The sequence below is a fragment of the Sporosarcina sp. FSL K6-1508 genome, assembly GCF_038007465.1.
In the GTDB taxonomy this organism is placed as follows: domain Bacteria; phylum Bacillota; class Bacilli; order Bacillales_A; family Planococcaceae; genus Sporosarcina; species Sporosarcina psychrophila_B.
The window spans coordinates 2,281,945-2,305,322 of sequence record NZ_JBBOXF010000001.1; the positions used below are offsets into that span (position 1 = coordinate 2,281,945).

Genomic DNA, 23,378 nt, shown 5'->3' on the forward strand with positions numbered 1-23,378 from the left:
TCACACCTCGAATTTATAGCCAATACCCCAAACTGTTTCTATTCGTTCTCCATCAGTGCCCATTTTGAGCCGTAGTGTTTTAATATGCGTATCGACTGTCCGTTCACTACTTTGATGATCTTCTCCCCAAACGATATGGAGCAACTGTTCCCTAGAATAGACTCGTCCTTTATTTTTCGCAAGGATATAGAGCATGCCAAATTCTTTTAGTGTTAATGATAAAGGTTTTCCATTTAACAGCACTGTATGTGCTGAATTATCAATGAGAAGTGGCCCGACTTTTAAACTATCGGCAGCAGGTTTAGTTAGATAAGATCTTCTTAGTACGGATTCGATTCGGGCAAGAAGTTCGCCTGGTAAGAAGGGCTTGACAATATAATCATCGCCGCCTAGTTTTAGACCTTGTATTTTATCCCATTCCTCCCCTTTTGCTGATAAAAAGATGAGAGGGATCGTTGATGTGCGTTTTATTTCTCTGGCGAATGTAAAGCCGTCCATATAAGGCATCATAACGTCAACGATTAGCAGCTGAGGGGCTGCTTTGGCTATCAATGAAAGTGCGTGGATACCGTCCGTTGCTTCAACAACAGTGTAGCCTTCTTTTTCTAGGAACATTCTAATCAGTTTCCTCATTTGCGGTTCATCGTCTATAATCATAATGGTAGCTGAATTCAAGATAAAACCTCACTTCACTTATAAATTGCTAATCGTACTCATTTTCCTGGATAGATGTGAAAATCATGTGAAGCACAGCACTTCACAATTAGTTCTAACTTATCTTCTATAATCATAACGAATATAACGAATTACGTTAAGTAAAAAGACAATGGAGGAATCTTAATGAAAAAAAGAATTGGATTGTACCTTATGGTTTTCATGTTGGCAACGTTGGCAGCATGCGGTAAAGAGGAAGAGGGGATAAATACTGATGGAGAAATGCCTCTTCCGCTTGAGGTGGATTTGACTGTGACAGAACAAGCCGAAGTGGATGGCACTGTAGAAATGGCAGCGGTTGTTTCACAGGGCGATGAAAAAATAGAAGATGCGGATGAAGTGGTTTTTGAAATCTGGGAAGAAAGTAAAAAAGACGAGAGCTTCAAAATTGAGGCTGCAAATGAAAAAGACGGTTTGTATACAGCTGAAACTGCGTTCGACCATGATGGTCTTTTTCACGTTCAAGTCCATGTATCAGCGAGAGCTTTACATACAATGCCGAAAAAAGAAGTAATCGTTGGTAATGGCGGGCATTATGAAGAAGCTGACGAAGGTGAAGTAGAACACGAACATGAACATGCTGATGGATTTTCAATGCATTTTATGAATCCTGAAAATATGAAGTCCGGAGAATCAGCGAAACTCGTAGTTCACCTAGAAGTAGATGGCCAACCATTTGAAAAAGCGCGTGTACGATACGAAATCTGGAACGAAACAAATCCTGAAAAACACGATTGGGTCGATGTCGACGAATCAACTGCCGGTGAATATGCAACATCCTATACTTTTGAGGAAGCGGATACGTACAAAATTCAAATCCATGTAGAAGACGATAAAGAATTACATGAACATGAAGAACATACACTAGAAGTTAAATGAAAAGTAATGGAACCTGCTCGCCTTACAAGGCGGGAGGTTCCATTTTTAATTGAAATAGGATCAAAAAAACATTTCATAAATGCCAATTACGATTAGCAAGAGTCCGGCGATGCTATTGGAATATTGCCCGAATAGCGTATTGCCGATTCTATTGCCAAGCATAACACCGAGTGCAATTGAAATTACGGAGAATATTCCAATTGAAATGGAAGTGAAAAGTGGAGAGACGCCTGTGATACCCGCACCAAAACCAATCGTTAAGCAGTTTAGCGCAAGCACAAATCCTAAGAAAATAGATTCTCTTAAAGTGATTTTCTTCGCTTTATTTAAACTTACAAATACGGAGCGCGTATCTGTTATTCGGTTTGACTTATTTCTATCAAATAAGGGTGAGGTTATGATAAACCAAACACCAAGACCGATAATTAGGGAGCCTCCCATATAGTTGGCGAATGATTGTGAAAAGTAATTGGATAAATAACTACCTGCTGTTATCGAGATAAACGCAAAGATAATAGAAGTTAGGGAAATAAGTATATTGTATAGTAAAGGAATTTTGTTGAATTTAAGACCATATGAAACACTTATTACTAAATTATCAATGTTAGCCGCAACCCCTATTAATAATATAGTCAGCCATTGCATATTAATTTCCCCCTGCAACTGTTTGTTCATCACCTATCTATATGAGCTAATAAGAAGTAGCGTGCGGGCTCGGTTTACAAAATAATGCGTTCAATCAATGTAGGTAAATAATAGAGTGAATGGTGTTTTCTTGACAATTAGGTTAAGAAGGCACTTTTTTTGCTCGAGTAATGATTTACCAAAAAATCAAAATGAAATTAATCAACTACTAGACACTCCGTGTATAATTGCTTTTTGGATTGCTTTGGATTGAACAACTTCTATAAAGCCCTCGAATACATCGCGATATTGAAGAGCTATCCACATTCATCGTGAATAGCTTTACGTTTTACTGAAAGGGTGGATGTTAAACTGTATACTAAAAGTAACTAACAAGTTGAAGTATTGAATCGGGTGTGGCCGAAGCGATACAATGGAATTCTTAATTTCAACTAATATACATAGTTAAAGGGGAGATCAGGATGGCAGAACACTACTTCCATTTAAAAGCGGATTGGCCGGGTTTACGGAATGATAGTGGAACAATTGATGCAGGGAATTTAAAGACTGAAGTGTCTATCCCACCTGAAATGGATGGACCTGGAATTGGTACGAATCCGGATGAAATGTTGTTAGGAGCAGCGGCGACATGTTATATCATCACGCTTGCCGCAATGATGGAGCGCAGTAAACTTGAGAAAGTGGCCTTAACCATGGAGTCTGTCGGCGTTGTCGACGTAACGAATGGCGTCATAACATACAAAAAGATTATCCATAAACCACGAATTGTCTTGAAGCAGGATGCGACTGAAAAGGATGAAGCACTAGCGCTGAAGCTTGCGGAAAAAGCAGAAACGTCCTGCATGATCAGTCGTGCGGTCAAAGGGAATGTAGAAATTGAGTTGGACGCAACTGTAACAAAATAGAATGATAAAATGATGGATAACCGTGCTCAATAGAGTGCGGTTTTTTCATGCGATAAAAATAATGTTGAATAATTCATAGATGAAGCGTATATTTGTTTATATAAAACTAAACTATATTGAAAGGTGTTTATAATCAAATGAATATGTCGCTAGATTACCCGGTGGAAGTTATAGAGAAAGGTTACCGTGAAGAAAATCGTCATTATTGTTGCTTACTTTGTGGCGAAGAGGTTGAAAAAGGAGTGATTTATCCTGTAGGGGACGTATTTTTCGAAGATTGGCGTTTTATGGAACATCATATCGAGAAAGCTCATGGTTCCGTTTTTGAACTGCTACTTTCGGGTGGTAAGGATCAGACGGGCTTGTCCGATCAGCAAACGAAACTGCTTTTTTTGATTTACGAAGGAAAGACAGACAAAGAAATTCAAAAAGAATTAAAAATCGGAAGCATGTCGACGATTCGTAATCATCGTTTCTCCTTACGAAAAAAAGAAAAACAAGCAAAAACACTTCTAGTTTTAATGAATTTATTGAAACAGCGACAAGAAGTTATAACAGAAGAACCGGATAACGATGGGACGATTGAGAAATCATTTGAACCTCCGGCGGAATTAGCACGCTATTTTTCAAAAGAAGATGGTCGTTTGAAAACACTCCGCTTAAATGAGCAAGAAAAAGACCATTTATTGGCTGCAATTGCCCTTTTCTTAAATGCGAAAAAAGTATACACAGAAAGTGAAATCAACGTAATTTTAGAACCGATTTTTGAAGATTATATGTTATTGCGCCGGGAGATGGTTGACCGTGGTGTGTTGACGCGAAACACTGAGGGCAGTGAATACCGACTTTACTGCAAAAATGAAAATGGAGATGGAGAAGAAATGGATTTTAAAAAAGAAATGAAGTTGAAAGCGAAGGAAGAGAAACCGAGTTACGGGATTTTTCAAATCAAGAATGTGAAGAATGGGAAGTTATTTGTCAGTTCGACACCGAATTTCAAAACATTAAATGGATTGGAATTCATGTTAAATACCGGTGGGCATAGCAATAAAGAACTCCAAACCGATTGGAGTGAACATGGAAAAGATAATTTTGAAATTGAAATACTTGAAACGATAGATGAAAAGGATTGGAGAGGGACTAATAAAAAGAAAATTCTTGAAAAGCAGTTGGATAAGTGGTTAGAAGTGATAAAGCCATACGGGGAAAATGGATACAATAGCCTCAAAAAAGTATAATAAGTAATGAAAAAGACAGCATACACAGTTTGTGTGAATGCTGTCTTTTTTCATTGCAATGGGAATTATAAAATCTTGTATTTATGAGTACTTTCTACATAGAGATTACACGTCTAGAATCCATCGTCTAGCAAGAGTTTTTGATCAGTTCATTTATCGGAAGGATCTTTTTGCTGATTGCTCATCGGTACGAGATCAAAAATATCATGATCTTCAAATGCATCGATTAGCCGATCTAGCCATTTATAATAAGCTCGCATATACTGCAGTTTATCTATATCTATCGTTACTTCTGCTTTCAATTCATCACTAATTGCAGGGTCATTCATCAATTCGTTCAGTTCAGTCAATGATTTTCTAATGGCACCCGAATGCTGGGAGACGGATTTTCTCCACTTAATTGAAAATAGATCGATAAAGCTTTGATACCAATCGTCTGATACTTGATAAAGATCTTTTCGGACGCCTCTTTTCCAAGCACGTTCCACTAACTTTAAATCAGATAGTGCTCTGACGGATGTGCTCATACTTGTTTTGCTCATCCCGAGTTCTTCTGTCATGTCATCCAGAGTTAAGGGTTCATTATGAAAAAACATCGTGCCATATTGTCTCCCAGCAGAAGGTGTAAGACCGTAAAGATGTATATTTTGTGCGATTGTCTCAATGATTCGCTCACGGGCTTTTTCAAGTTTTATATTACCGTCCATAAACGTCACCCCTCCACTTGCTATCGGTACAGAATAACCGATTTCGTTATTTTTCGCTATTTTCTTATAGCGTATTATATCCTAATCGAAAAAGCAATTTGGAGCAATAGTATTTCAAACAGTTTTTTCCGTTCAAACAATTTAATTTGTAAATACGGTTGTATTACATTTATATTACGACTATACTAGTAGACATTCGCAAGTTTTGAAATCGTAAGGAGTGTATGTATGAGTGAACAGATTGCCAGTAAGAAAATCGAAGTGAAAAACACTACAAAGATTTTCGGCAAAAACACGAAGCGGGCTTCGCAGCTGCTAAATGAAGGAAAAACAAAGAATGAAATTTTGAAAGCGACTGGCGCAACTGTCGGCGTGAAGAATGCATCGTTCGATGTGTACGAAGGTGAAATATTCGTCATTATGGGATTGTCAGGCAGCGGAAAATCAACGCTGGTCAGATTGTTGAACAGGTTGATCGATCCGACGATGGGCAATATCCTGTTGGACGGTGAAGACATCGTTAAGATGAATAAAGAACAGCTTCGTAATGTGAGACGCAAGAAAATCGGGATGGTATTTCAGAATTTCGCGCTTTTCCCACATAAAACGATTCTTGAAAATGCAGAATACGGCCTAGAAATCCAGGGAGTTGCAAAGGTAGAACGTCAAGCCAAAGCAAAAGAGTCCTTAGGGTTAGTTGGACTTGCAGGGTATGAAGATCAATACCCAAGCCAGTTAAGTGGTGGAATGCAGCAACGTGTCGGTTTAGCAAGAGCGCTTGCCAACGGACCCGATGTCTTACTGATGGATGAAGCATTCAGTGCACTTGACCCATTAATTCGGAAAGATATGCAAGACGAATTGCTACAGCTTCATAATGATATGGGGAAAACAATTATTTTCATTACCCATGACCTAGACGAGGCACTTCGTATAGGAGACCGGATCGCCTTGATGAAAGACGGAGAAATCGTTCAAGTTGGTACACCTGAAGAGATATTAATGAGTCCATCGAATGAATATGTAGAACGTTTTGTTGAAGACGTGGATCTTTCCAAAGTGTTAACGGCGGGACATATTATGAAAAAAGCGGATACGGTTCAAGTCGACCGTGGGGCGAGGGTTGCTCTCCGTATGATGAAACAGTTGGGGATATCTTCGATTTACATTGTTGACAAAGCAAACCGTCTAATGGGTGCGGTCACGGCCCAAGATGCAGGTTCAGCTATTGAAACAGGGAAGTCGCTTGAAGAAATAATAATTTCTGATCTTCCGATGATTACTTCGGATACTGTGCTGACCGATTTGTTTGATGTCGTATCGACAGCTGCTATACCGGTTGTCGTCGTAGATGATAATAAAAAAATTCAAGGAATTATTATTCGTGGTGCACTGATTGGGGCGTTATCAGGTGACAATCAGTTTATTAATAATAACGGAACAATCGATTCCGACGAACAAACGGATACGGGGGTGAAGGCGCATGGATAAGCTTATACCTCGTTTGCCATTTGCAGATTGGATAGACAATGGTGTTGATTGGCTTGTAGTGACGTTTGGTACATTGTTTGACGGGATTTCAAATTTTCTCAAAGGAATTGTTGAGGGATCGGTAGAATGGCTCGATATGGTGCCTTCCATTTTACTTGCCGTGCTTTTTGCCTTGCTCGCGTGGTTCATTTCCACCCGACGCATTGCTTTGTTCACACTAATCGGCTTGTTATTCATTGACTACTTGGGTTATTGGTATCCAATGCTACAAATGCTTGCGCTTGTACTCACCTCCGTGTTCTTTGCCTTGGTGATTGGTATTCCAATCGGTATTTGGGGTTCACAACAGGCGACAGCAAGGAAAATTATTAATCCAATATTGGATCTAATGCAGACGATGCCGGCATTCGTTTATCTGTTGCCTGCCATTTTCTTCTTCAATATCGGAGTTGTTCCAGGCGTTGTGGCATCTGTCATCTTTTCAATGCCGCCAACAATCCGTTTGACAATGCTCGGTATTGAGCAAGTTCCGAAGGATTTAATCGAGGCGACTGAAGCTTTCGGCTCCACGACATGGCAGCGGTTGAGCAAGGTGCAAATACCACTTGCCAAGCCGACAATCATGGCGGGTGTCAATCAAAGCATTATGCTTTCCCTATCCATGGTTGTTATCGCCTCCATGGTTGGTGCACCTGGGCTTGGTGAAGAAGTTTACCGGGCCGTTACACAATTGAAAACGGGCGTCGGCTTTGAGACCGGATTGTCCATCGTGATCGTAGCAATTATTTTAGATCGCATCACGCAGCACGCAGGAAAGAAAAAACAAGGGGGAATTACACGATGAAATTAACTAAAAAAGTATTAGGACTTGGAGCGGTCGCTCTGCTTGCAGTAGGACTTGCTGCATGTGGCAATGACGATGACAAAGGTAAAACAGAAACAGGCGGAGATTCTGAGAAATCTGTAGGCGAATCAGTAGACTATAAAATTACTGGTATCGATCCAGGTGCAGGTATCATGGAAGCAACTGAAAAAGTGCTTAAAGAATATGACCTTAAAGATTGGACGCTTACAACGGGTTCAGGGGCTGCAATGACAGCTTCACTGAAAAAAGCGTATGACAAAGAGCAGCCAATCATTATAACTGGCTGGACACCGCATTGGAAGTTTGCGAAATACGATTTGAAATATCTTGAAGATCCAAAAGGCGTATACGGTGGGGAAGAACAAATCCGTACAATTGGACGAATCGGTTTAGCAGAAGACCTGCCAGAAGCGCATCAAATCTTATCACAGTTCAACTGGACTGAAGAGGATATGGGCGAAATAATGGTAGCAATTCAAGAGGGTGAAAAAGAAGACGTAGCAGCACAAAACTGGGTTGATGCAAACGAAGATAAAGTGGCTGTATGGACAGAAGGCGTTGAAAAAGTGGACGGTGACAAGATCAAACTTGCCTACGTTGCATGGGACAGTGAAATTGCTAGCCATAATGTCATGAAAATTGTTTTAGAGGATATGGGTTATAAAGTGACATTAACACAGGTTGAAGCAGGTCCTTTATGGACAGCGGTTGCTGACGGAAGTGCAGATGCATCGCTTGCGGCTTGGATGCCATTAACACATAAAACGTATGCTGATAAATTCGAAGGTAAATTCGAAGAACTTGGCATTAACATGGAAGGTGTCAAAGTCGGTCTTGTTGTGCCGGAGTATATGGACATCGATTCGATTGAAGACTTGAAAAAATAAATAATAGAATGTCAGTGCTATTTAAGCTCGGGCACTAGGACAATAAACCCGGAAGAACGCTGGAATTCACAGTGATTTTCCGGGTTTATTGTATGTTGTAAATTCAATTGAATGGCAATTGCAGATGTTGAAATAAAGAACTTTATTGAACCCGCTTCGGCGCAAGGGGATGAGGATGCTTTTCGTCATAAGCCAGGCAGCTTCGCACCTGGCTTATGACTTCGGTTACCCTTTGAAAGGCGCCTACGCTGTTATTCATATATTCAACATATATAGGAAGAAAAACTAGGGGGAATAACATCATGAGATTTCTAGAAAAAGTAGGTGGACTTATAGCGATTGTTTTGCTTGCGGTCGTTCTTACGGCTTGTGGTAGCAATGCTGGAAAAGCCGTAACGGATAAAGAAAAATCAATCGGAGAATCGCTTGATTATCAGATTATAGGAATCGATCCGGGGGCAGCCATTATGACCACCACAGAAAAGGTGATTGAGGAATATGGGTTGAAAGACTATAAACTTATTTCAGGTACGGGTGCGACGATGACTGCGGCTTTGAAAAAAGCCTATGATAAAGAACAGCCGATTGTTGTAATCGGATGGACTCCGCATTGGAAATTTGCAAAGTTTGATTTGAATTTCCTTGATGATCCGAAGGGGCTGTACGGGGGAGAAGAACAAATTCGCACAATTGGAAGGCTTGGGTTAGCGGATGACTTGCCAGAAGCACACCAAATTCTTTCCCAGTTCAAGTGGACGGAAGCGGACATGGGTGAAGTAATGAAGGCTATTCAAGAAGGCGAAAAAGAAGCAGTGGCGGCGCAAAGCTGGATTGATGCCAATGCGGATAAAGTTGCACAATGGACGGCTGGTGTGGACAAAGTAAATGGCGACAAGATTAAACTTGTCTATGTGGCATGGGATAGTGAAATCGCAAGTCATAATGTTATGAAACTCGTTCTAGAGGATATGGGCCATAAAGTGACCTTGATGCAAGTGGAAAGTGGTCCGCTATGGACGGCGGTAGCGGATGGTAGCGCGGATGCATCTCTTGCAGCATGGTTGCCGTTGACCGCTAAAACATATGCCGATAAGTTCGAAGGTGAATTCGAAGAACTTGGTGTTAATATGGAAGGTGTTAAAGTCGGTCTTGTAGTGCCGAAGTATATGGGTATCACAAAAATTGAGGACTTGAACAATTAATGATGATTGCTTTATATGTACTAGGCGAAAGCGTATAAACAGGGGAGCGCCCCAGAGCTACGACGCGGAATCAATGGGATTGTTTAATCTGATATAGATAGTAGACTCAGTTCCGTTCAATCGGGCTGAGTCTTTTTTTGATTTACTGGAAGTAGTATGATAACTTTAAAGCGGCACGTATAAACAAACTCTTCGGGGCAAGGTGAAATTCCTTACCGGCGGTGATCGAGCATAGCTCGTCAGTCCGTGACCCGTCCTTCCTCGTTTGGAAGGCGGTGGAGCTGGTGAAATTCCGGCACCGACAGTTACAGTCTGGATGGGAGAAGTGTTTTGGCTATACGTGCTATGCTTGCAGGCTCTGCCCTTTCATTATCGAAAGGGGGAATGCTTATGAATCCTCAACATTATATGAGAATTGCTCTCGACCTGGCGCGTACCGCACAAGGACAAACCTCGCCGAATCCAATTGTCGGTGCTGTTTGTGTGAAAGACGGCCAAGTTTTAGGGACTGGTGCGCACTTGAAAGCTGGGACACCTCATGCTGAAGTGCATGCACTGGCAATGGCAGGTTCGGCTTCTAGTGGTGCGGATTTATACGTGACACTGGAACCGTGTTCCCATACTGGGAAAACACCTCCATGTACAGATCTCATTATTTCGTCTGGAATTCAACGTGTATTTGTTGCGTCTATCGATCCGAATCCTTCCGTCAATGGAACAGGAATTGGACTTCTTAAGGATGCTGGAATTGAAGTCATTACCGGCATTTTACAGGAAGAGGCAGAGCAGTTAAACCAAGCATTTTTTCATTTCATCAAATACGGGAAACCATACGTTACCTTGAAAGCCGCCGCAACTCTTGACGGTAGACTTTCAACGCAGAACGGGGACAGCAAATGGATAACTTCGGCTGCATCGCGAACCGATGTCCATCACCTCCGCCATACCCATGATGCTATTTTGGTCGGCGTACAAACCGTACTTCACGATAACCCTTTCCTCACCACCCGTTTGCCCCATGGTGGAAAGAACCCGATTCGAGTTATTTTAGATCGGCATCTTAGGACGCCAAAAACAGCGAATGTCGTTACAGATGGCGCTGCAGAAACGATTATATTCACACTCGATTCAACAGAATCGGAAACTGCTTTTTTTGATCATCCTCTCGTTTCAGTTGAAAGGATTTCAGAAAACGTATCTTTTTTGAACGAAGTTTTAAAACGTCTTGCTGATAAAGAAATCATGACGTTGTTCGTTGAAGGCGGTAGCAGAGTTCATTCCAGTTTCATCAATGAAGGTCTCGCAGATGAACTGTATTTGTATATGGCTCCGAAATTAATCGGCAACGGTGCTTCTTTGTTCATGGACGATACTCGGAACTTGATGGCAGAAGGCGAATCCCTTCGTTTTTTAGATATGCGACAAATCGGGGCTGATATCCGATTGCATGCCAGGTTTCTAAAGGAGGATTGACAGCAGTTGTTTACTGGAATTATTGAAGAAATAGGAACAGTTTCAGCGGTTAGGCCAGCGACGAATTCATTGCAACTATCAATCCGTTGTAACAAAGTGCTTAGTGATGTAAAAAAAGGCGATAGTCTGGCGGTAAATGGTGTCTGTTTGACGGTTTCAGATTTCTCAAGCAATCAATTTATAGCTGATGTCATGCCTGAAACTGTTAAAGCGACAACGCTTCAAGCATTGCGTACAGGAAGTTCGGTTAACTTAGAGCGTGCGATGGCGGCAAATGGTCGTTTTGGAGGTCATATTGTCAGTGGGCATGTTGATGGCACTGGCGAAATCATTTCGGTTAGACAAAAAGAAAATGCAATCTATATGGAAATCAGTATTGCAACTGAATTATTGAAATATTTTATCCCAAAAGGTTCAGTTACTGTGGATGGAACTTCTTTGACCGTCTTCGGTGTGACGGGTAAAGGTTTTATCATCTCATTAATTCCAGTTACACAAGACGACTCCATCATCGGCCGAAAACGGGCCGGGGATCGAGTGAACGTAGAATGTGATATGCTCGCAAAATATATTGAACGGCTACTGACTACGAACAAAGAGAATCCAACTGGCGGTTTAACAATGGATGCCCTCGTCGCCAATGGATTCCTCAGTTAAGGGGGAAAAATAAATGTACTCTACCGTAGAAAAAGCAATCGAAGAGCTGAAAAGAGGAAAAGCGATTATTGTCGTTGACGACGAGGACCGAGAAAACGAAGGAGACTTTGTTGCACTTGGCGAATTCGCTACACCTGAAATGATTAACTTTATGGCGACAGAAGGCCGTGGATTGATTTGCGTGCCGATAGATGAAGAGAAATCGCGACAGCTTGAATTAGGACTTATGACAGAAAATAACAGTGATGCTCACGGAACGGCATTCACGATTAGCATTGATCACGCGGATTGCCATACTGGAATCTCTGCATTTGAGCGGTCGGAGACAGTTTTAAAGATGCTTGGGAATGGAGCAGGTCCAACAGACTTTAGAAGACCGGGACATATTTTTCCGCTAATAGCGAAGTCTGGCGGCGTCTTAAAGCGTTCAGGTCATACAGAAGCTGCTGTAGATCTCGCAAAGCTTGCGGGAGCAGAACCGGTCGGCGTCATATGTGAAATAATGAATATCGATGGGACGATGGCGAGAGGCCCACAGTTGAAAGAGATAGCTGATCAATTCAATCTTGTTATCTTAACAATTCAGGAACTAATTTCTTATCGGCGAATCAATGAAAAACTTGTTGAGCGTATTGTAGATATTCATCTGCCAACAGATTTTGGAGATTTCAAAGCGATCGCTTTCGTTGAAAAAGAAACAGGACATGAACATATTGCTCTGGTAAAAGGCGATATCGAAGACGCTGAAAATGTCCTTGTCCGCGTTCATTCGGAATGTTTGACAGGTGATGTCTTTGGCTCATGTCGATGTGATTGTGGTCCGCAACTTCAAGCTGCACTTGCACAGATTGAAAATGCCGGTAGAGGCGTCCTGCTCTATATGCGTCAGGAAGGGCGTGGCATTGGTCTCGTTAATAAAATGAAGGCCTACAAGCTACAGGAAGAAGGATTCGACACTGTTGAAGCCAATGAAGAATTAGGATTCGCAGATGACCTTCGAGATTACGGCATCGGTGCACAAATACTGCGGGATCTTGGCCTAACTTCTATTCACCTTTTAACAAACAATCCGCGTAAAATTGCTGGACTAGCGGGACGCGGGTTAGAAATAACAGAGCGTATTCAAATCGAAATGCCTGTTAAAGTGGAGAACAAAGTTTATATGGAAACGAAGAAAAATAAAATGGGACACTTATTGCATAATTGAGGGGGAATAATAATGAGCACAATTTATGAAGGACATTTAGTTGGGACTGGGCTTAAAGTTGGAATCGTAGTTGCAAGGTTTAATGAATTCATCACAGGTAAATTACTAGGCGGAGCGGAAGATGCTTTGCGTCGCCATGGAGTTGCCGACAGTGATGTTGCGGTTGCATGGGTACCAGGTGCTTATGAAATTCCACTAATCGCGAAGAAAATGGCGGCTTCCGGTAAGTACGATGCTGTCATTACACTAGGCACTGTCATCCGCGGTGCAACACCGCACTTCGATTATGTGTGCAATGAAGTAGCAAAAGGCGTTGCAGCCATCAATCTGCAAGAAGGCATTCCGGTCATCTTCGGTGTCCTGACGACAGATACAATTGAGCAAGCAATCGAACGCGCTGGAACGAAAGCAGGCAATAAAGGATGGGATGCAGGGAATGCTGCAATTGAGATGGCGAATTTGTTGAAACAGATGTAAGTTAGTTGCATGGTTCGATTATTGAAACTAAGAAAAATCAGCTCATTTATTTTGAGCTGATTTTTTTATACTTTGTTTTATAAAAATAGAATACATATAGGTGGAAATACAGAAACCCATTGAATTTGCTGGGGCTCTCAATAATGAGAGAGTTGTTATTCGGGCGTGGATTGTAGAACGCTGGCGCTTTGGGGATGCCTTTTGCCGTAAGCCTGGATTATCGCTTTGCATCCAGTCTGACGGCTTCGGCGACCCCTTTTCCGCGCCTGCGCTAGGGTGTTCATTATCGAGAGAAATGTAATTTTGAGATGTATATGCCGATTTTATAATGTTATTACTAGTTGATACTAATTATATTCCAGAAAGACGCACTCCAGGTTGTAGATTTCATCACAGCTAATGAAATGAGCTTTTTCAACTAGATCATCCAGCGAAGGCACGACTCCGTGGTAGCCGGAGCGAAAAGAACAAGAAGGTATACAGCTCAATCCCTCCTAAGTATTAGGACTTTTTCAGTAGCCTCTCAAAAGCCCTTGTAAAGCGCATACGCCATATTCATTTGTTCAACATCTATAGCTGGTTTTTTATTGTGAAAATAAATATAAACATTTATATATTTGTAAAACCCAGTTGTTGTGAAATAGCTAATGAAGTTTTCTTGATTTTTGAAATAAGCTCATCGTGAACACGTTCCATAGTAATTCGATTACTAGGACCCGAAATGCTAAAACTAGCAATTATATTTCCTTGATAATCTTTAATAGGGGCCGCAATACAACGTATACCTTCTTCATTTTCAATATTGTCTAAGGCATATCCTTGCAATGTGACCTTTTCAACTTCTTCTATTAGTGTTTCCTTTGTGATAATTGTTTTCGCGGTTTTCGCGATAAAGTCTGTATTACGTATAACCTCATCAAATTCTTCGGATTGCAATCCTGATAGTAAGATTTTCCCTACCCCAGTACAATACATTGGAGCCCTATTACCGACACGTGAAAACATCCGGATAGTTTGATTGCTTTCGATTTTATCGATATATAAAACCTCGCCAATATCCTCAATGCATAAATGAATTGTTTCATTTACATCGCTTGAAAGTTCTTCAAGATAGGGTTGGGCAATGCGCTTCACGCTGTCACTTTTTAAGACATTTCGGGATAAATAAACAACTTGATAACCAAGTTTATATTTATCGGTCTCAGGTACTTTTACTACATAATTCATATTATAAAGCGTCGATAGCAGTCGATGAATCGTACTTTTTGAAAGATTGACTTGTTCTGCTAAACGAGCAATTTGAATACCATCGGGGTACTCTGAGATGACATTTAATAAAGTTAATGCTCTTTCTACTGATTGAACATTTGACAAGATAACTCCTCCACATAAGGTTCAAGTATTTGAATGTATAAATAATGGTATAGCACCCTAATAGATTTGTAAATAGTCTTAAAATTTACTGTTGTGAAAAATTTAACCTCATGTTATCATTATTATGGAACCCCGTCCCACAATGTGGAACGGTTGATGGGGATAAAAATACTTACAGTAATAAAAATCATGAATGGAGTGTAATAAATTATGAAAACATTGTATGCACATCATCCGGAGGACGTAAAAAGTTATACAACTGAGAAATTGCGCGAACAATTTTTGATGGAATCTATTTTTGTGGAAGACGAAGTTCTTCTCACTTATAGCCATGTAGATCGCATTATTTATGGGGGAGCTATGCCAAAAGATAAAGCGCTTACATTAGATGCCGGAAAAGAACTGGCAGCCTCTTATTTCCTGGAAAGAAGAGAATTAGGAGTCATTAATATTGGTGGAAATGGATACCTCGTACTGGATGGTGAAAAGTATGAAGTAAATAACCGGGAAGGGATTTATGTAGGCAGAGGTGTAAAAGAAGTTGTTTTCCACTCAAATGATCCTGCAAAACCTGCGAAGTTTTACCTGAACTCATGCCCTGCACATAAACAGTATCCAATTGTAAAAGTAGACTTGGAAAAAGCGATTGCGAGGCCTTTAGGTGGAGAAGCATCCATGAATAAACGTACGATCCATCAATTTATCCATCCGGATGTCTTGGAAACTTGTCAGTTAAGTATGGGGATGACGATTCTTGAAGAAGGCAGTGGCTGGAACACGATGCCATGTCACACGCATGAAAGAAGAATGGAAGTTTACTTGTATTTTGATATGGAAGAAGACACAAGAGTATTTCATTTAATGGGACAACCTCATGAAACAAGACATATCGTCATGAAGAACGAGCAAGCTGTTTTATCACCAAGTTGGTCAATCCATTCTGGTATCGGCACGAAGAACTATACATTTATTTGGGGAATGTGTGGAGAAAACATAGACTTTGATGATATGGATTTTGTTGAGATGAAGGATCTTCGTTAATCGAAAAGTAAGGTGGTGGTCAAGCGTATGACTAATTTTGAAATTGTAATTACGGACTGTGATCATGAAAATATAACCATCGAAAAAGAAATATTAGCTTTTGGAAACAAGACATTCGTCTTGAAGCAATGTAAGACAGAATCAGATTTAATTGAGGAATGCCAAGGTGCATCTGTTTGGATCAATCAGTATGCCCCAATAACAAAAAATGTAATTGAAAGCTGTCCGGATTTAAAACTTGTCGTTCGTTATGGTGTTGGGGTTAATAATGTCGATTTAGATGCAGCGACAGAGCATGGGGTTCAAGTGTGTAATATTCCCGATTATGGTACGCAAGAAGTCGCAGATCATGCGCTTGCATTGATGTTGTCTCTAACAAGAAAGATTTCCAAAATGAATCGTTCTGTGAAGAATGGAGAATGGGATTATCAAAAAGGAATTCCGATTTATAGGCATTCTGCACAAACGATAGGCATTATCGGACTGGGTAGGATAGGAACTGAATTTGCACGACGCGTGCTTGCACTTGGTTGTAGGGTGGTTGTTTATGATCCGAATAGAAATAAGAATAGTAGTTACGGGTTTAACAATCAAGTTGAATTTGTATCATTTGATCAATTGTTAGCGGAGTCTGATGTGATTTCTATTCATTGTCCTCTAGATTCGGCACAGAAATTAATCAGTACAGTAGAGTTACAGAAAATGAAACCGTCCTCATATTTAATCAATGTTTCAAGGGGCGGGATTATTGATGAAGAAGCTTTGAACCTTGCATTAGAAAATGGATGGATTGCTGGAGCTGCATTGGACGTTGCTGAACAAGAACCCATAGCAAAAGAGTCACCTCTATTGTTACGGGATAATTTCTTATGCACACCACATATGGCCTGGTATTCAGAACAATCTGCAAAAGAACTGAAAAGAAAAGTGGCTGAAGAATCAGTAAGGTTTCTAGATGGTCAACTATTACATTATCCTGTAAACAAATTAAAAAATAGGGAGTGAAACTAGATGAAGAAAATGAAAAGCTTAACATTATTAACAATTGTATTTATGATGCTCGCTATTCTTTCTGCTTGTGGATCTGATGCCTCTGGTGAGGAGAACGGAACAAAAAAAGATGTAAAGGTTAAGACAACGACGTTGAAAATGGCATTTAATCAACCGGAGACACATCCACAATATCAAGCGATGGAAGATTTAAGTGAAAAGTTTTATGAAGCAACTGATGGAGCTTATAAGATTGAACTTTATCCAAATGAATTACTTGGTGCTCAACGTGAAACAATTGAATTTGTTCAAACAGGGACCATTGCAATGTCGATTGTAGTAGGTGGGTTATTAGAAAATCTTAATGAAGACTTTGTTGTATTCAATCTTCCTTACGTATTCGATTCAACAGAGCATCAAATGTCAGTAGTTAATAATCCCGATATCATTGGAGATTTATATACATCGCTAGAAGGTGACGGTATAAATGTCTTGGGGGCTTTTCATTCAGGATCCCGGAACGTATATAACGATAAGAAGCCAATTGAAAATCCAGAAGATTTAAAAGGAATGAAGATAAGAATTATTGAAAGTGACACAAATGTTCAAATGATGAAGCTCATGGGCGGAGTTGGAACACCAATGGGTCAAGGTGAAGTTTATACGGCTATTCAATCAGGTGTTCTTGAAGGCGGGGAGAATAACGAACTTATTTATTCAAACCTAAAACATAGTGAAATCGCACCTTACTACTCGTATACACAACATCTAATGTTTCCTGATTATCTAATAATTAATCAGGATATTCTATCCGATATGTCCGATGAACATAAAGAAATTCTTCAAAAAGAACTGGCAGAAGCGATTGATATGGAAGTTAAGCTGTGGGATGAAGAAGTTGCCAAAGCTATCGAAATCGCTGAACAAGGTGGAGCTAAATTTAACAGACCCGATATTAAACTATTCCAAGATGCAGTTAAACCACTAGTAGAAGAGAAATTAACTTCTGATTCCGCAAAAGCTCTTTATGAAAAGGTTAGAGACGCAGCTAAATAAAAGTGGAGTGATGATATGGAAATAATAAAAAATGCATTAGATAAAATATTAGCTACAATATGTACGATTCTATTTAGCGGAATGGTCGTTCTTGTTACATGGCAAGTAATCACCCGTTTCTTCTTTAATAATCCAAGTGCTATTTCTGAAGAGTTAGCGAAGTATGGATTTGTATGGTTGGTACTATTTGGCGCGGCGTTTGTATTTGGAGAAAACGGTCACATGGCGATTGACTTCATAAAGGACAAATTCCCACGAACATTACAAATGATCACAGAAGTGTTTATAGAAGTTGTCATATTCGCTTTTTCCGCGCTGATTCTTGTGAAGGGCGGCTTCGCCGCCACTTCACTTGCTTGGAATCAAATGAATGCATCACTAAATTTACCGATGGGTTATTTGTATTTAGCAATCCCACTAAGTGGAATTTTCACAATGTATTACTGCGTATACAACATCTATATTATATCCAAGAAAAAGAAACCTTTAGAAGAAATTAATTTGCACGAGGGGAGTTAAACAAATGGATGTTGCAGTTCAGGCAGCCTTAATACTATTTGTAGGTGTTGCATTTTTCCTCATTATTGGGACTCCCATAAGTGTGGGTATAGGTGTTTCTTCTGCGCTAGCTATGTTTTCAATTGTGAGCTTTGATAACGGTTTGTTAGCTTCAGCTCAACGAATGTTTTCGGGTATGAATTCATTTACACTTTTGGCAATTCCATTCTTTATCCTAGCAGGAGTTATCATGAACAACGGTGGTATTGCCATTAGGCTCATTAATTGCGCGAAGGTTCTTAGTGGTAGATTGCCGGGCTCATTAGCACATACTAATATCGTTGCAAACATGCTATTCGGTTCGATTAGCGGATCCGCGGTTGCGGCAGCCGCTGCAGTAGGTAGTACAATGTCTCCGTTACAAGAAAAAGAAGGATACGATCGGAAGTTTAGTGCCGCAGTAAATATTGCATCAGCCCCGACGGGTATGTTAATTCCACCTAGTAATACGTTGATTGTCTTCTCTTTAGTAAGTGGAGGAACTTCTATCGCTGCACTCTTTATGGCCGGATATATTCCCGGGATTATGTGGGGTCTAGCTTGTATGGTTGTCGCTTACTTTATGGCAAGAAAAAGGGGCTATAAAAGCGCAGAAAGAGTAACGTTTAAACAGGGAGTTCGTGTATTTTTAGATGCGATTCCGAGTCTTTTACTTATTGTGATTGTAATTGGTGGGATTATTAAAGGTGTATTTACAGCCACCGAAGGATCGGCAATTGCAGTCGTTTATTCACTCTTTCTATCATTTGTATATCGAACGATTAAAGTTAAAGATTTACCTAGAATATTTTTGGAGTCTACTAGGACGACGGCCATTGTTATTTTCTTAATAGGTGTAAGTTCGATTATGTCTTGGGTTATGGCATTCACAAATATCCCAGGGATTATCGCGGATGCATTACTAGCCGCAACTGACAATCTATTAGTCATTTTACTTATCATGAACATTGTTTTATTGATTGTAGGAACGTTTATGGATCCGACGCCAGCAGTACTAATATTCACACCGATTTTTTTACCGATTGCTTTAAGCTTTGGCATGAATCCTGTGCATTTTGGAATTATGATGGTCTTTAACTTATCTATTGGAACAATTACTCCTCCAGTAGGACCAGTTCTATTTGTTGGAGCAAGAGTTGCCAATTTGAAAATTGAAGATGTCATTAAACCTTTAATTCCATTTTTTTTAGTAACGGTATTGGTATTAATGATTGTTACATATATCCCGCAAATCTCATTGTTCATACCTGAGTTATTAGGTTTGATTAAATAAAGAATTGGTGTTTGAAAATACGTGATGGAAAGAGGGGTATCATGAAGGCCATTGTTTATGGAGGACCGAACAAAGTGAATCTAAATACAATCACGATGCCGCAAACAATTGAAGGCTTTACGTTAATAAAAACTGCTTATGCAGGAATATGTGGAACGGATTTGAATATTTTTGTAGGTTCTCATCCTAGAGCGAAAGCACCTTTAGTACTTGGGCACGAGTTTTCCGGGGTAGTGGAAAGTGGGCATCCCCATTTATCTAAAGGGACAAAGGTTACTGTGAATCCGTTACTAACATGCGGTGAATGTAACGCATGTCTGCAGGGGAAAAGCCATGTTTGTGAATCGCTTAAATTAGTGGGCATTGACTCCGATGGCGGAATGTCGGATTTTGTTAGTGTGCCAAGTCATTGTGTTGTTGCCTTACCCGAAAAGGTGTCTTTGAAAAAAGGTTCATTAAGTGAACCAATCGCTGTTGCGATTCATGCAATTAGACAAGGTGGATATACGCCTGGGGATTCGGCTGTTGTTTTTGGCGCTGGCACAATTGGCCTTTGTGTTGCATTTTGTTTAAAACACTTTGGTTGTACGGATCTTACGTTGATAGAAACAAATGAAAAAAGAATTGAGAAGGCACGCGAATTTGGGTTTAATACGATTAATCCAACAATCAAAAATGTTTCTGAGGAAATAGAATCGTGGACAAAAGGCAAAGGTGCAGACATAGTATTTGATTGCGCGGGACATCCTTCAGTATTACCGTATTTGACTGATATTGTGAAAGTTAAAGGCGAAATTGTTATTGTTGCGGCCTACAAAAATCCTGCAGAAATCAATCTGTTACAAGGAATGTTCAAGGAATTATCGATACAATTTGTAAGGGTCTATACCCCTGTTGATTTTAAAATCGCATTAAATATATTGGAGAAAAGTGATGAAATCGATCGTGTTGTTACGCATGTCTATCAACCGGAGCAGGCGGCCCAGGGTTTTGATGATTTGATTAACCAAACTGGAGCAGTTAAAGTTCTTTTCGAATTTAATAAATAATGATTGAAAATTAGATAAGGAGATGGATGAAATGTCATTCACATTAGATTTCTTTGCACTTCAAGGCAAAACGGCATTAGTAACAGGAGCGAGAACGGGAATCGGTCAAGCGATTGCGATTGGGCTGGCTTCAGCAGGTGCCCATGTATTATTGCTTGGACATCGCGATAACCTCGGTGAAACGAAAGAACAAATTGAAACAATTAACGGTTCATGTGAAACGCTAATTGTTGATTTGAGTGAAGTCGATTCAATTAAAGAAAAACTGGCTCCCGTTCTTGAGAAGCATAAAATTGATATTTTGATAAATAACGCTGGTACCATTTATCGTGAGCCGGCAGCAGATTATGATATTAATGAGTGGAATCGTGTTATGAATGTAAATATTAACTCGGTATTTATTTTGTCACAGTTAATAGGGAAACAAATGATTGAAAATGGAGCCGGAAAAATTGTTAATATCGCTTCACTTCTATCTTTCCAAGGTGGCCTGTTCGTGCCGGCATACACGGCTAGTAAACATGCAGTCGCTGGTTTAACGAAGTCACTAGCAAATGAATGGGCAAGTAAAGGGGTACAAGTGAACGCCATTGCACCTGGATACATCGAGACGAATAATACAGAAGCAATCCGTAAAGACGAAGCACGAAGCAAATCAATATTAGATAGAATTCCGGCAAATCGTTGGGGTGAAGCTGAAGATATGGTGGGAGCAGCTGTATTTTTAAGTTCCAAAGCTTCGGATTATGTGAATGGCCACGTCCTCGTTGTAGATGGCGGATGGATGGGTAGATAATTAAGAAGTGGGGGATGGTTGTCATGGATGTTATTTCTATAGGAGATGGGATGATTACCTTTAATCCGAATACCAAAGGTCCTCTTCGATTTGTAAATCAGTTTGAACGAAAAATAGGCGGTGCCGAGTTAAACGTATTAATCGGGTGCGCGCGTTTAGGCCTACAAGCTGGTTGGATCAGCAGACTAGGTAAAGATGAATTCGGCCGTCATATTGTAAATACTGTTCGCGGTGAAGGTATTGATATTTCAGAAGTGAAATTAGAAGAGGGTTACCCCACATCTATTAATTTTAAAGAAATACAAGAATCGGGCGATGGAAAAACATTTTACTATCGCCAAAAGTCTCCAACAGAAATGTTATTACCCAAGCAGCTTCCCGAAGAGTATATTAAAAATGCGAAAATACTACATATAACTGGCGTTTTTCCAGCTATTACGGCAAACAATCGGGCAGTAATTTTGAGAGCATTGGAAATAGCGAAAACAAATAATGTGAAAGTATCATTAGACCCAAATATTCGATTTAAATTATGGTCTGAAAAAGAAGCTAGGAGCACCTTGTTAACTTACTTGCCGTATGTTGATTATTTATTGGCCGGCAGAGAAGAACTTGAACTTCTATTTGAAACAGCCAATCAGAATGAGCTGATTACAGCGCTAAATGAATATAATTTTGAGCAAGTTGTAATAAAAGATGGTGAAGCTGGTTCCTATGCTTTGAAGAATAATGAGTGGATTTTTCAACAAAGTCATCCTGTAAAAAAAGTCGTCGATACGGTGGGTGCAGGCGATGGATTTGATGCTGGATTTTTATTTGGCATGTTAAATAATTGGCCAATTGAGAGGTCATTAAATTTTGCGAATGCAATCGGCGCAATGGTAGTCCAAGTAAATGGAGATAACGAAGGATTACCTTATTTTGAAGAGGTAGAAGCTTTCTTAGGATTGAAGGATGTAATCGAGCGATAGACATAATATAAGCTGTACATGAAGGGAAAAGGATTGAATGAATATGGAGTTGTTTTCTAAAGTACCTATCATACCTGTGTTAAGAAAAATTCCGTACGATAAAAGTGAAGCAATTATTCAAAGCTTGATAGATGGCGGAATTAAAGTAATTGAGATTACGATGGATACGGACAAAGCTGTTGAAATGATAAGAGAAACAAAGATGAAATATGGTGCCGAGATTCTAGTGGGTGCTGGAACTGTTATGAGTCAAGTAGATTGTGATCATGCAATTGAAGCGGGTGCTGAGTTTATCGTTTCTCCGCATTTTGATGTGAATCTTACTAAATATGCTGTGTCACTTGGGCTATTAGTTATACCAGGTGTGTTTACACCAAGTGAAATGGTTCAAGCTACTCAATACGGAGCAGAAATGGTGAAAGTATTTCCAGCTTCGGTATTAGGACCACAGTTCATTAAAGATGTGAAAGGACCTCTTTCCAACGTATCTATTATGTGTACAGGCGGTATTACAAAGGAAACAGCGCAAAGCTATTTGCAGGCCGGAGCAGTTGCCATCGGTGCGGGCGGTTCATTACTTAACAGTTCGTTTATTGAAAACAACGATTGGGATGCTCTTACTGCTGAAGTTGTTGAATGGATTAATGCGGTTAAATAGTATGAAGTCATAGGTTAATGTAAAGAATTACACTACAACTTTACGAAAAGAATCTAATGAAATACTAGTATAAAAGCGCTGATCCTATATTAGGATCAGCGCTTTTTGGGCAGGATAAGAAAGTGTAGGTTTTTAGCAGAAGTCTCTGTCTTAGTTTTAGTCGTTAGCATTGGGACCGAACGAAGTGGGGCAAGCAAAATGTCACAAATTCAAATTTATCCCTTAGCGCGATGTCCTGTTTTTCAGATATATGTTGAAATAAAAA

General features: G+C 40.0%; 24 protein-coding genes and 1 riboswitch. Of the genes, 20 read left to right on the plus strand and 4 right to left on the minus strand.

From position 1 onward, the window contains the following. Window positions 1–660, minus strand: a complete 660-nt coding sequence (locus tag MKZ11_RS11475) for a response regulator transcription factor (protein ID WP_340796983.1) — start codon at window positions 658–660, stop codon at window positions 1–3. A gap of 180 nt (window positions 661–840) precedes the next feature. Here MKZ11_RS11475 and MKZ11_RS11480 point away from each other — a divergent pair, with 180 nt between their 5' ends. After that, entirely contained in the window at window positions 841–1,593 is a 753-nt protein-coding gene (locus MKZ11_RS11480) for a FixH family protein (protein ID WP_340794564.1), read from the plus strand. Between the two features lie 60 nt (window positions 1,594–1,653). Here MKZ11_RS11480 and MKZ11_RS11485 read toward each other — a convergent pair whose 3' ends face one another. Continuing rightward, window positions 1,654–2,238 carry a manganese efflux pump MntP gene (locus MKZ11_RS11485; RefSeq protein ID WP_340794565.1) on the minus strand — a complete coding sequence of 195 codons (585 nt, stop codon included), beginning with the start codon at window positions 2,236–2,238 and terminating at the stop codon, window positions 1,654–1,656. Between the two features lie 461 nt (window positions 2,239–2,699). Here MKZ11_RS11485 and MKZ11_RS11490 point away from each other — a divergent pair, with 461 nt between their 5' ends. Both MKZ11_RS11490 and MKZ11_RS11495 read left to right on the plus strand, forming a co-directional pair. Then, window positions 2,700–3,143, plus strand: a complete 444-nt coding sequence (locus MKZ11_RS11490; RefSeq protein WP_340794566.1) for an OsmC family protein — start codon at window positions 2,700–2,702, stop codon at window positions 3,141–3,143. 137 nt (window positions 3,144–3,280) lie between these two features. Continuing rightward, window positions 3,281–4,381 carry a DUF2087 domain-containing protein gene (locus MKZ11_RS11495; RefSeq protein WP_340794567.1) on the plus strand — a complete coding sequence of 367 codons (1,101 nt, stop codon included), beginning with the start codon at window positions 3,281–3,283 and terminating at the stop codon, window positions 4,379–4,381. Between the two features lie 149 nt (window positions 4,382–4,530). On the opposite strand, the gene MKZ11_RS11500 is transcribed toward MKZ11_RS11495, so the two are convergent. Continuing rightward, window positions 4,531–5,088: a GbsR/MarR family transcriptional regulator gene (locus MKZ11_RS11500; protein ID WP_340794568.1), complete on the minus strand. Its 558-nt coding sequence runs from the start codon at window positions 5,086–5,088 to the stop codon at window positions 4,531–4,533. 228 nt (window positions 5,089–5,316) lie between these two features. Between MKZ11_RS11500 and MKZ11_RS11505 the strand changes: the two genes are divergently transcribed. The 8 genes from MKZ11_RS11505 to ribH all read left to right on the plus strand — a co-directional run bounded on the left by MKZ11_RS11505 (window position 5,317) and on the right by ribH (window position 13,347). Next, window positions 5,317–6,579, plus strand: a complete 1,263-nt coding sequence (locus tag MKZ11_RS11505; RefSeq protein ID WP_340794569.1) for a quaternary amine ABC transporter ATP-binding protein — start codon at window positions 5,317–5,319, stop codon at window positions 6,577–6,579. Beyond that, complete coding sequence (locus tag MKZ11_RS11510) at window positions 6,572–7,423, plus strand: ABC transporter permease (protein ID WP_340794570.1); 852 nt, start codon at window positions 6,572–6,574, stop codon at window positions 7,421–7,423. Before MKZ11_RS11505 ends, MKZ11_RS11510 begins: the two co-directional genes overlap by 8 nt. Then, the gene (locus MKZ11_RS11515) at window positions 7,420–8,331 is read left to right on the plus strand and encodes a glycine betaine ABC transporter substrate-binding protein (protein ID WP_340794571.1); all 912 of its coding nucleotides are present in this window, start codon (window positions 7,420–7,422) and stop codon (window positions 8,329–8,331) included. The genes MKZ11_RS11510 and MKZ11_RS11515 overlap by 4 nt, the downstream gene beginning before the upstream one ends. Before the next feature lie 302 nt (window positions 8,332–8,633). Beyond that, window positions 8,634–9,533 carry a glycine betaine ABC transporter substrate-binding protein gene (locus MKZ11_RS11520; protein WP_340794572.1) on the plus strand — a complete coding sequence of 300 codons (900 nt, stop codon included), beginning with the start codon at window positions 8,634–8,636 and terminating at the stop codon, window positions 9,531–9,533. Window positions 9,534–9,717: 184 nt separating this feature from the next. Next, a riboswitch (FMN riboswitch) is annotated at window positions 9,718–9,865 on the plus strand. Then, window positions 9,864–11,006: a bifunctional diaminohydroxyphosphoribosylaminopyrimidine deaminase/5-amino-6-(5-phosphoribosylamino)uracil reductase RibD gene (ribD, locus tag MKZ11_RS11525; RefSeq protein ID WP_340794573.1), complete on the plus strand. Its 1,143-nt coding sequence runs from the start codon at window positions 9,864–9,866 to the stop codon at window positions 11,004–11,006. It overlaps the preceding riboswitch by 2 nt. 6 nt (window positions 11,007–11,012) lie before the next feature. Then, window positions 11,013–11,663, plus strand: a complete 651-nt coding sequence (gene ribE / locus MKZ11_RS11530; RefSeq protein ID WP_340794574.1) for a riboflavin synthase — start codon at window positions 11,013–11,015, stop codon at window positions 11,661–11,663. 13 nt (window positions 11,664–11,676) lie between these two features. Further along, the gene (locus tag MKZ11_RS11535) at window positions 11,677–12,870 is read left to right on the plus strand and encodes a bifunctional 3,4-dihydroxy-2-butanone-4-phosphate synthase/GTP cyclohydrolase II (RefSeq protein WP_340794575.1); all 1,194 of its coding nucleotides are present in this window, start codon (window positions 11,677–11,679) and stop codon (window positions 12,868–12,870) included. A gap of 12 nt (window positions 12,871–12,882) precedes the next feature. Continuing rightward, entirely contained in the window at window positions 12,883–13,347 is a 465-nt protein-coding gene (ribH, locus tag MKZ11_RS11540; protein WP_340794576.1) for a 6,7-dimethyl-8-ribityllumazine synthase, read from the plus strand. 609 nt (window positions 13,348–13,956) lie between these two features. Here ribH and MKZ11_RS11545 read toward each other — a convergent pair. Further along, a complete protein-coding gene (locus tag MKZ11_RS11545) occupies window positions 13,957–14,721 on the minus strand; it encodes an IclR family transcriptional regulator (RefSeq protein ID WP_340794577.1) in 765 nt (254 codons plus the stop codon). 210 nt (window positions 14,722–14,931) lie between these two features. On the opposite strand from MKZ11_RS11545, the gene kduI reads away from it, so the two are divergent. Genes kduI through MKZ11_RS11590 form a run of 9 tightly spaced genes read left to right on the plus strand, consistent with a single transcriptional unit; the run spans window position 14,932 to window position 23,113 of the window. Next, window positions 14,932–15,762, plus strand: coding sequence for a 5-dehydro-4-deoxy-D-glucuronate isomerase (kduI, locus tag MKZ11_RS11550; RefSeq protein WP_340794578.1), 831 nt, complete (start codon window positions 14,932–14,934; stop codon window positions 15,760–15,762). A 27-nt stretch (window positions 15,763–15,789) separates the two neighbouring features. Beyond that, entirely contained in the window at window positions 15,790–16,767 is a 978-nt protein-coding gene (locus MKZ11_RS11555) for a C-terminal binding protein (protein WP_340794579.1), read from the plus strand. Window positions 16,768–16,773: 6 nt separating this feature from the next. Continuing rightward, window positions 16,774–17,808 carry a TRAP transporter substrate-binding protein gene (locus MKZ11_RS11560; protein ID WP_340794580.1) on the plus strand — a complete coding sequence of 345 codons (1,035 nt, stop codon included), beginning with the start codon at window positions 16,774–16,776 and terminating at the stop codon, window positions 17,806–17,808. Window positions 17,809–17,823: 15 nt separating this feature from the next. Further along, entirely contained in the window at window positions 17,824–18,327 is a 504-nt protein-coding gene (locus MKZ11_RS11565) for a TRAP transporter small permease (RefSeq protein WP_340794581.1), read from the plus strand. 4 nt (window positions 18,328–18,331) lie between these two features. Beyond that, complete coding sequence (locus MKZ11_RS11570) at window positions 18,332–19,639, plus strand: TRAP transporter large permease (RefSeq protein ID WP_340794582.1); 1,308 nt, start codon at window positions 18,332–18,334, stop codon at window positions 19,637–19,639. Between the two features lie 41 nt (window positions 19,640–19,680). Continuing rightward, the gene (locus MKZ11_RS11575) at window positions 19,681–20,688 is read left to right on the plus strand and encodes a zinc-dependent alcohol dehydrogenase (RefSeq protein WP_340794583.1); all 1,008 of its coding nucleotides are present in this window, start codon (window positions 19,681–19,683) and stop codon (window positions 20,686–20,688) included. A gap of 31 nt (window positions 20,689–20,719) precedes the next feature. Further along, window positions 20,720–21,484: a 2-dehydro-3-deoxy-D-gluconate 5-dehydrogenase KduD gene (gene kduD, locus MKZ11_RS11580; protein WP_340794584.1), complete on the plus strand. Its 765-nt coding sequence runs from the start codon at window positions 20,720–20,722 to the stop codon at window positions 21,482–21,484. A gap of 23 nt (window positions 21,485–21,507) precedes the next feature. Next, window positions 21,508–22,455 (plus strand): sugar kinase, encoded by a 948-nt coding sequence (locus tag MKZ11_RS11585; RefSeq protein WP_340794585.1) that lies wholly within the window; start codon window positions 21,508–21,510, stop codon window positions 22,453–22,455. Between the two features lie 43 nt (window positions 22,456–22,498). Further along, window positions 22,499–23,113, plus strand: coding sequence for a bifunctional 4-hydroxy-2-oxoglutarate aldolase/2-dehydro-3-deoxy-phosphogluconate aldolase (locus tag MKZ11_RS11590; protein ID WP_340796984.1), 615 nt, complete (start codon window positions 22,499–22,501; stop codon window positions 23,111–23,113). The last annotated feature ends 265 nt before the right edge of the window (window positions 23,114–23,378 follow it).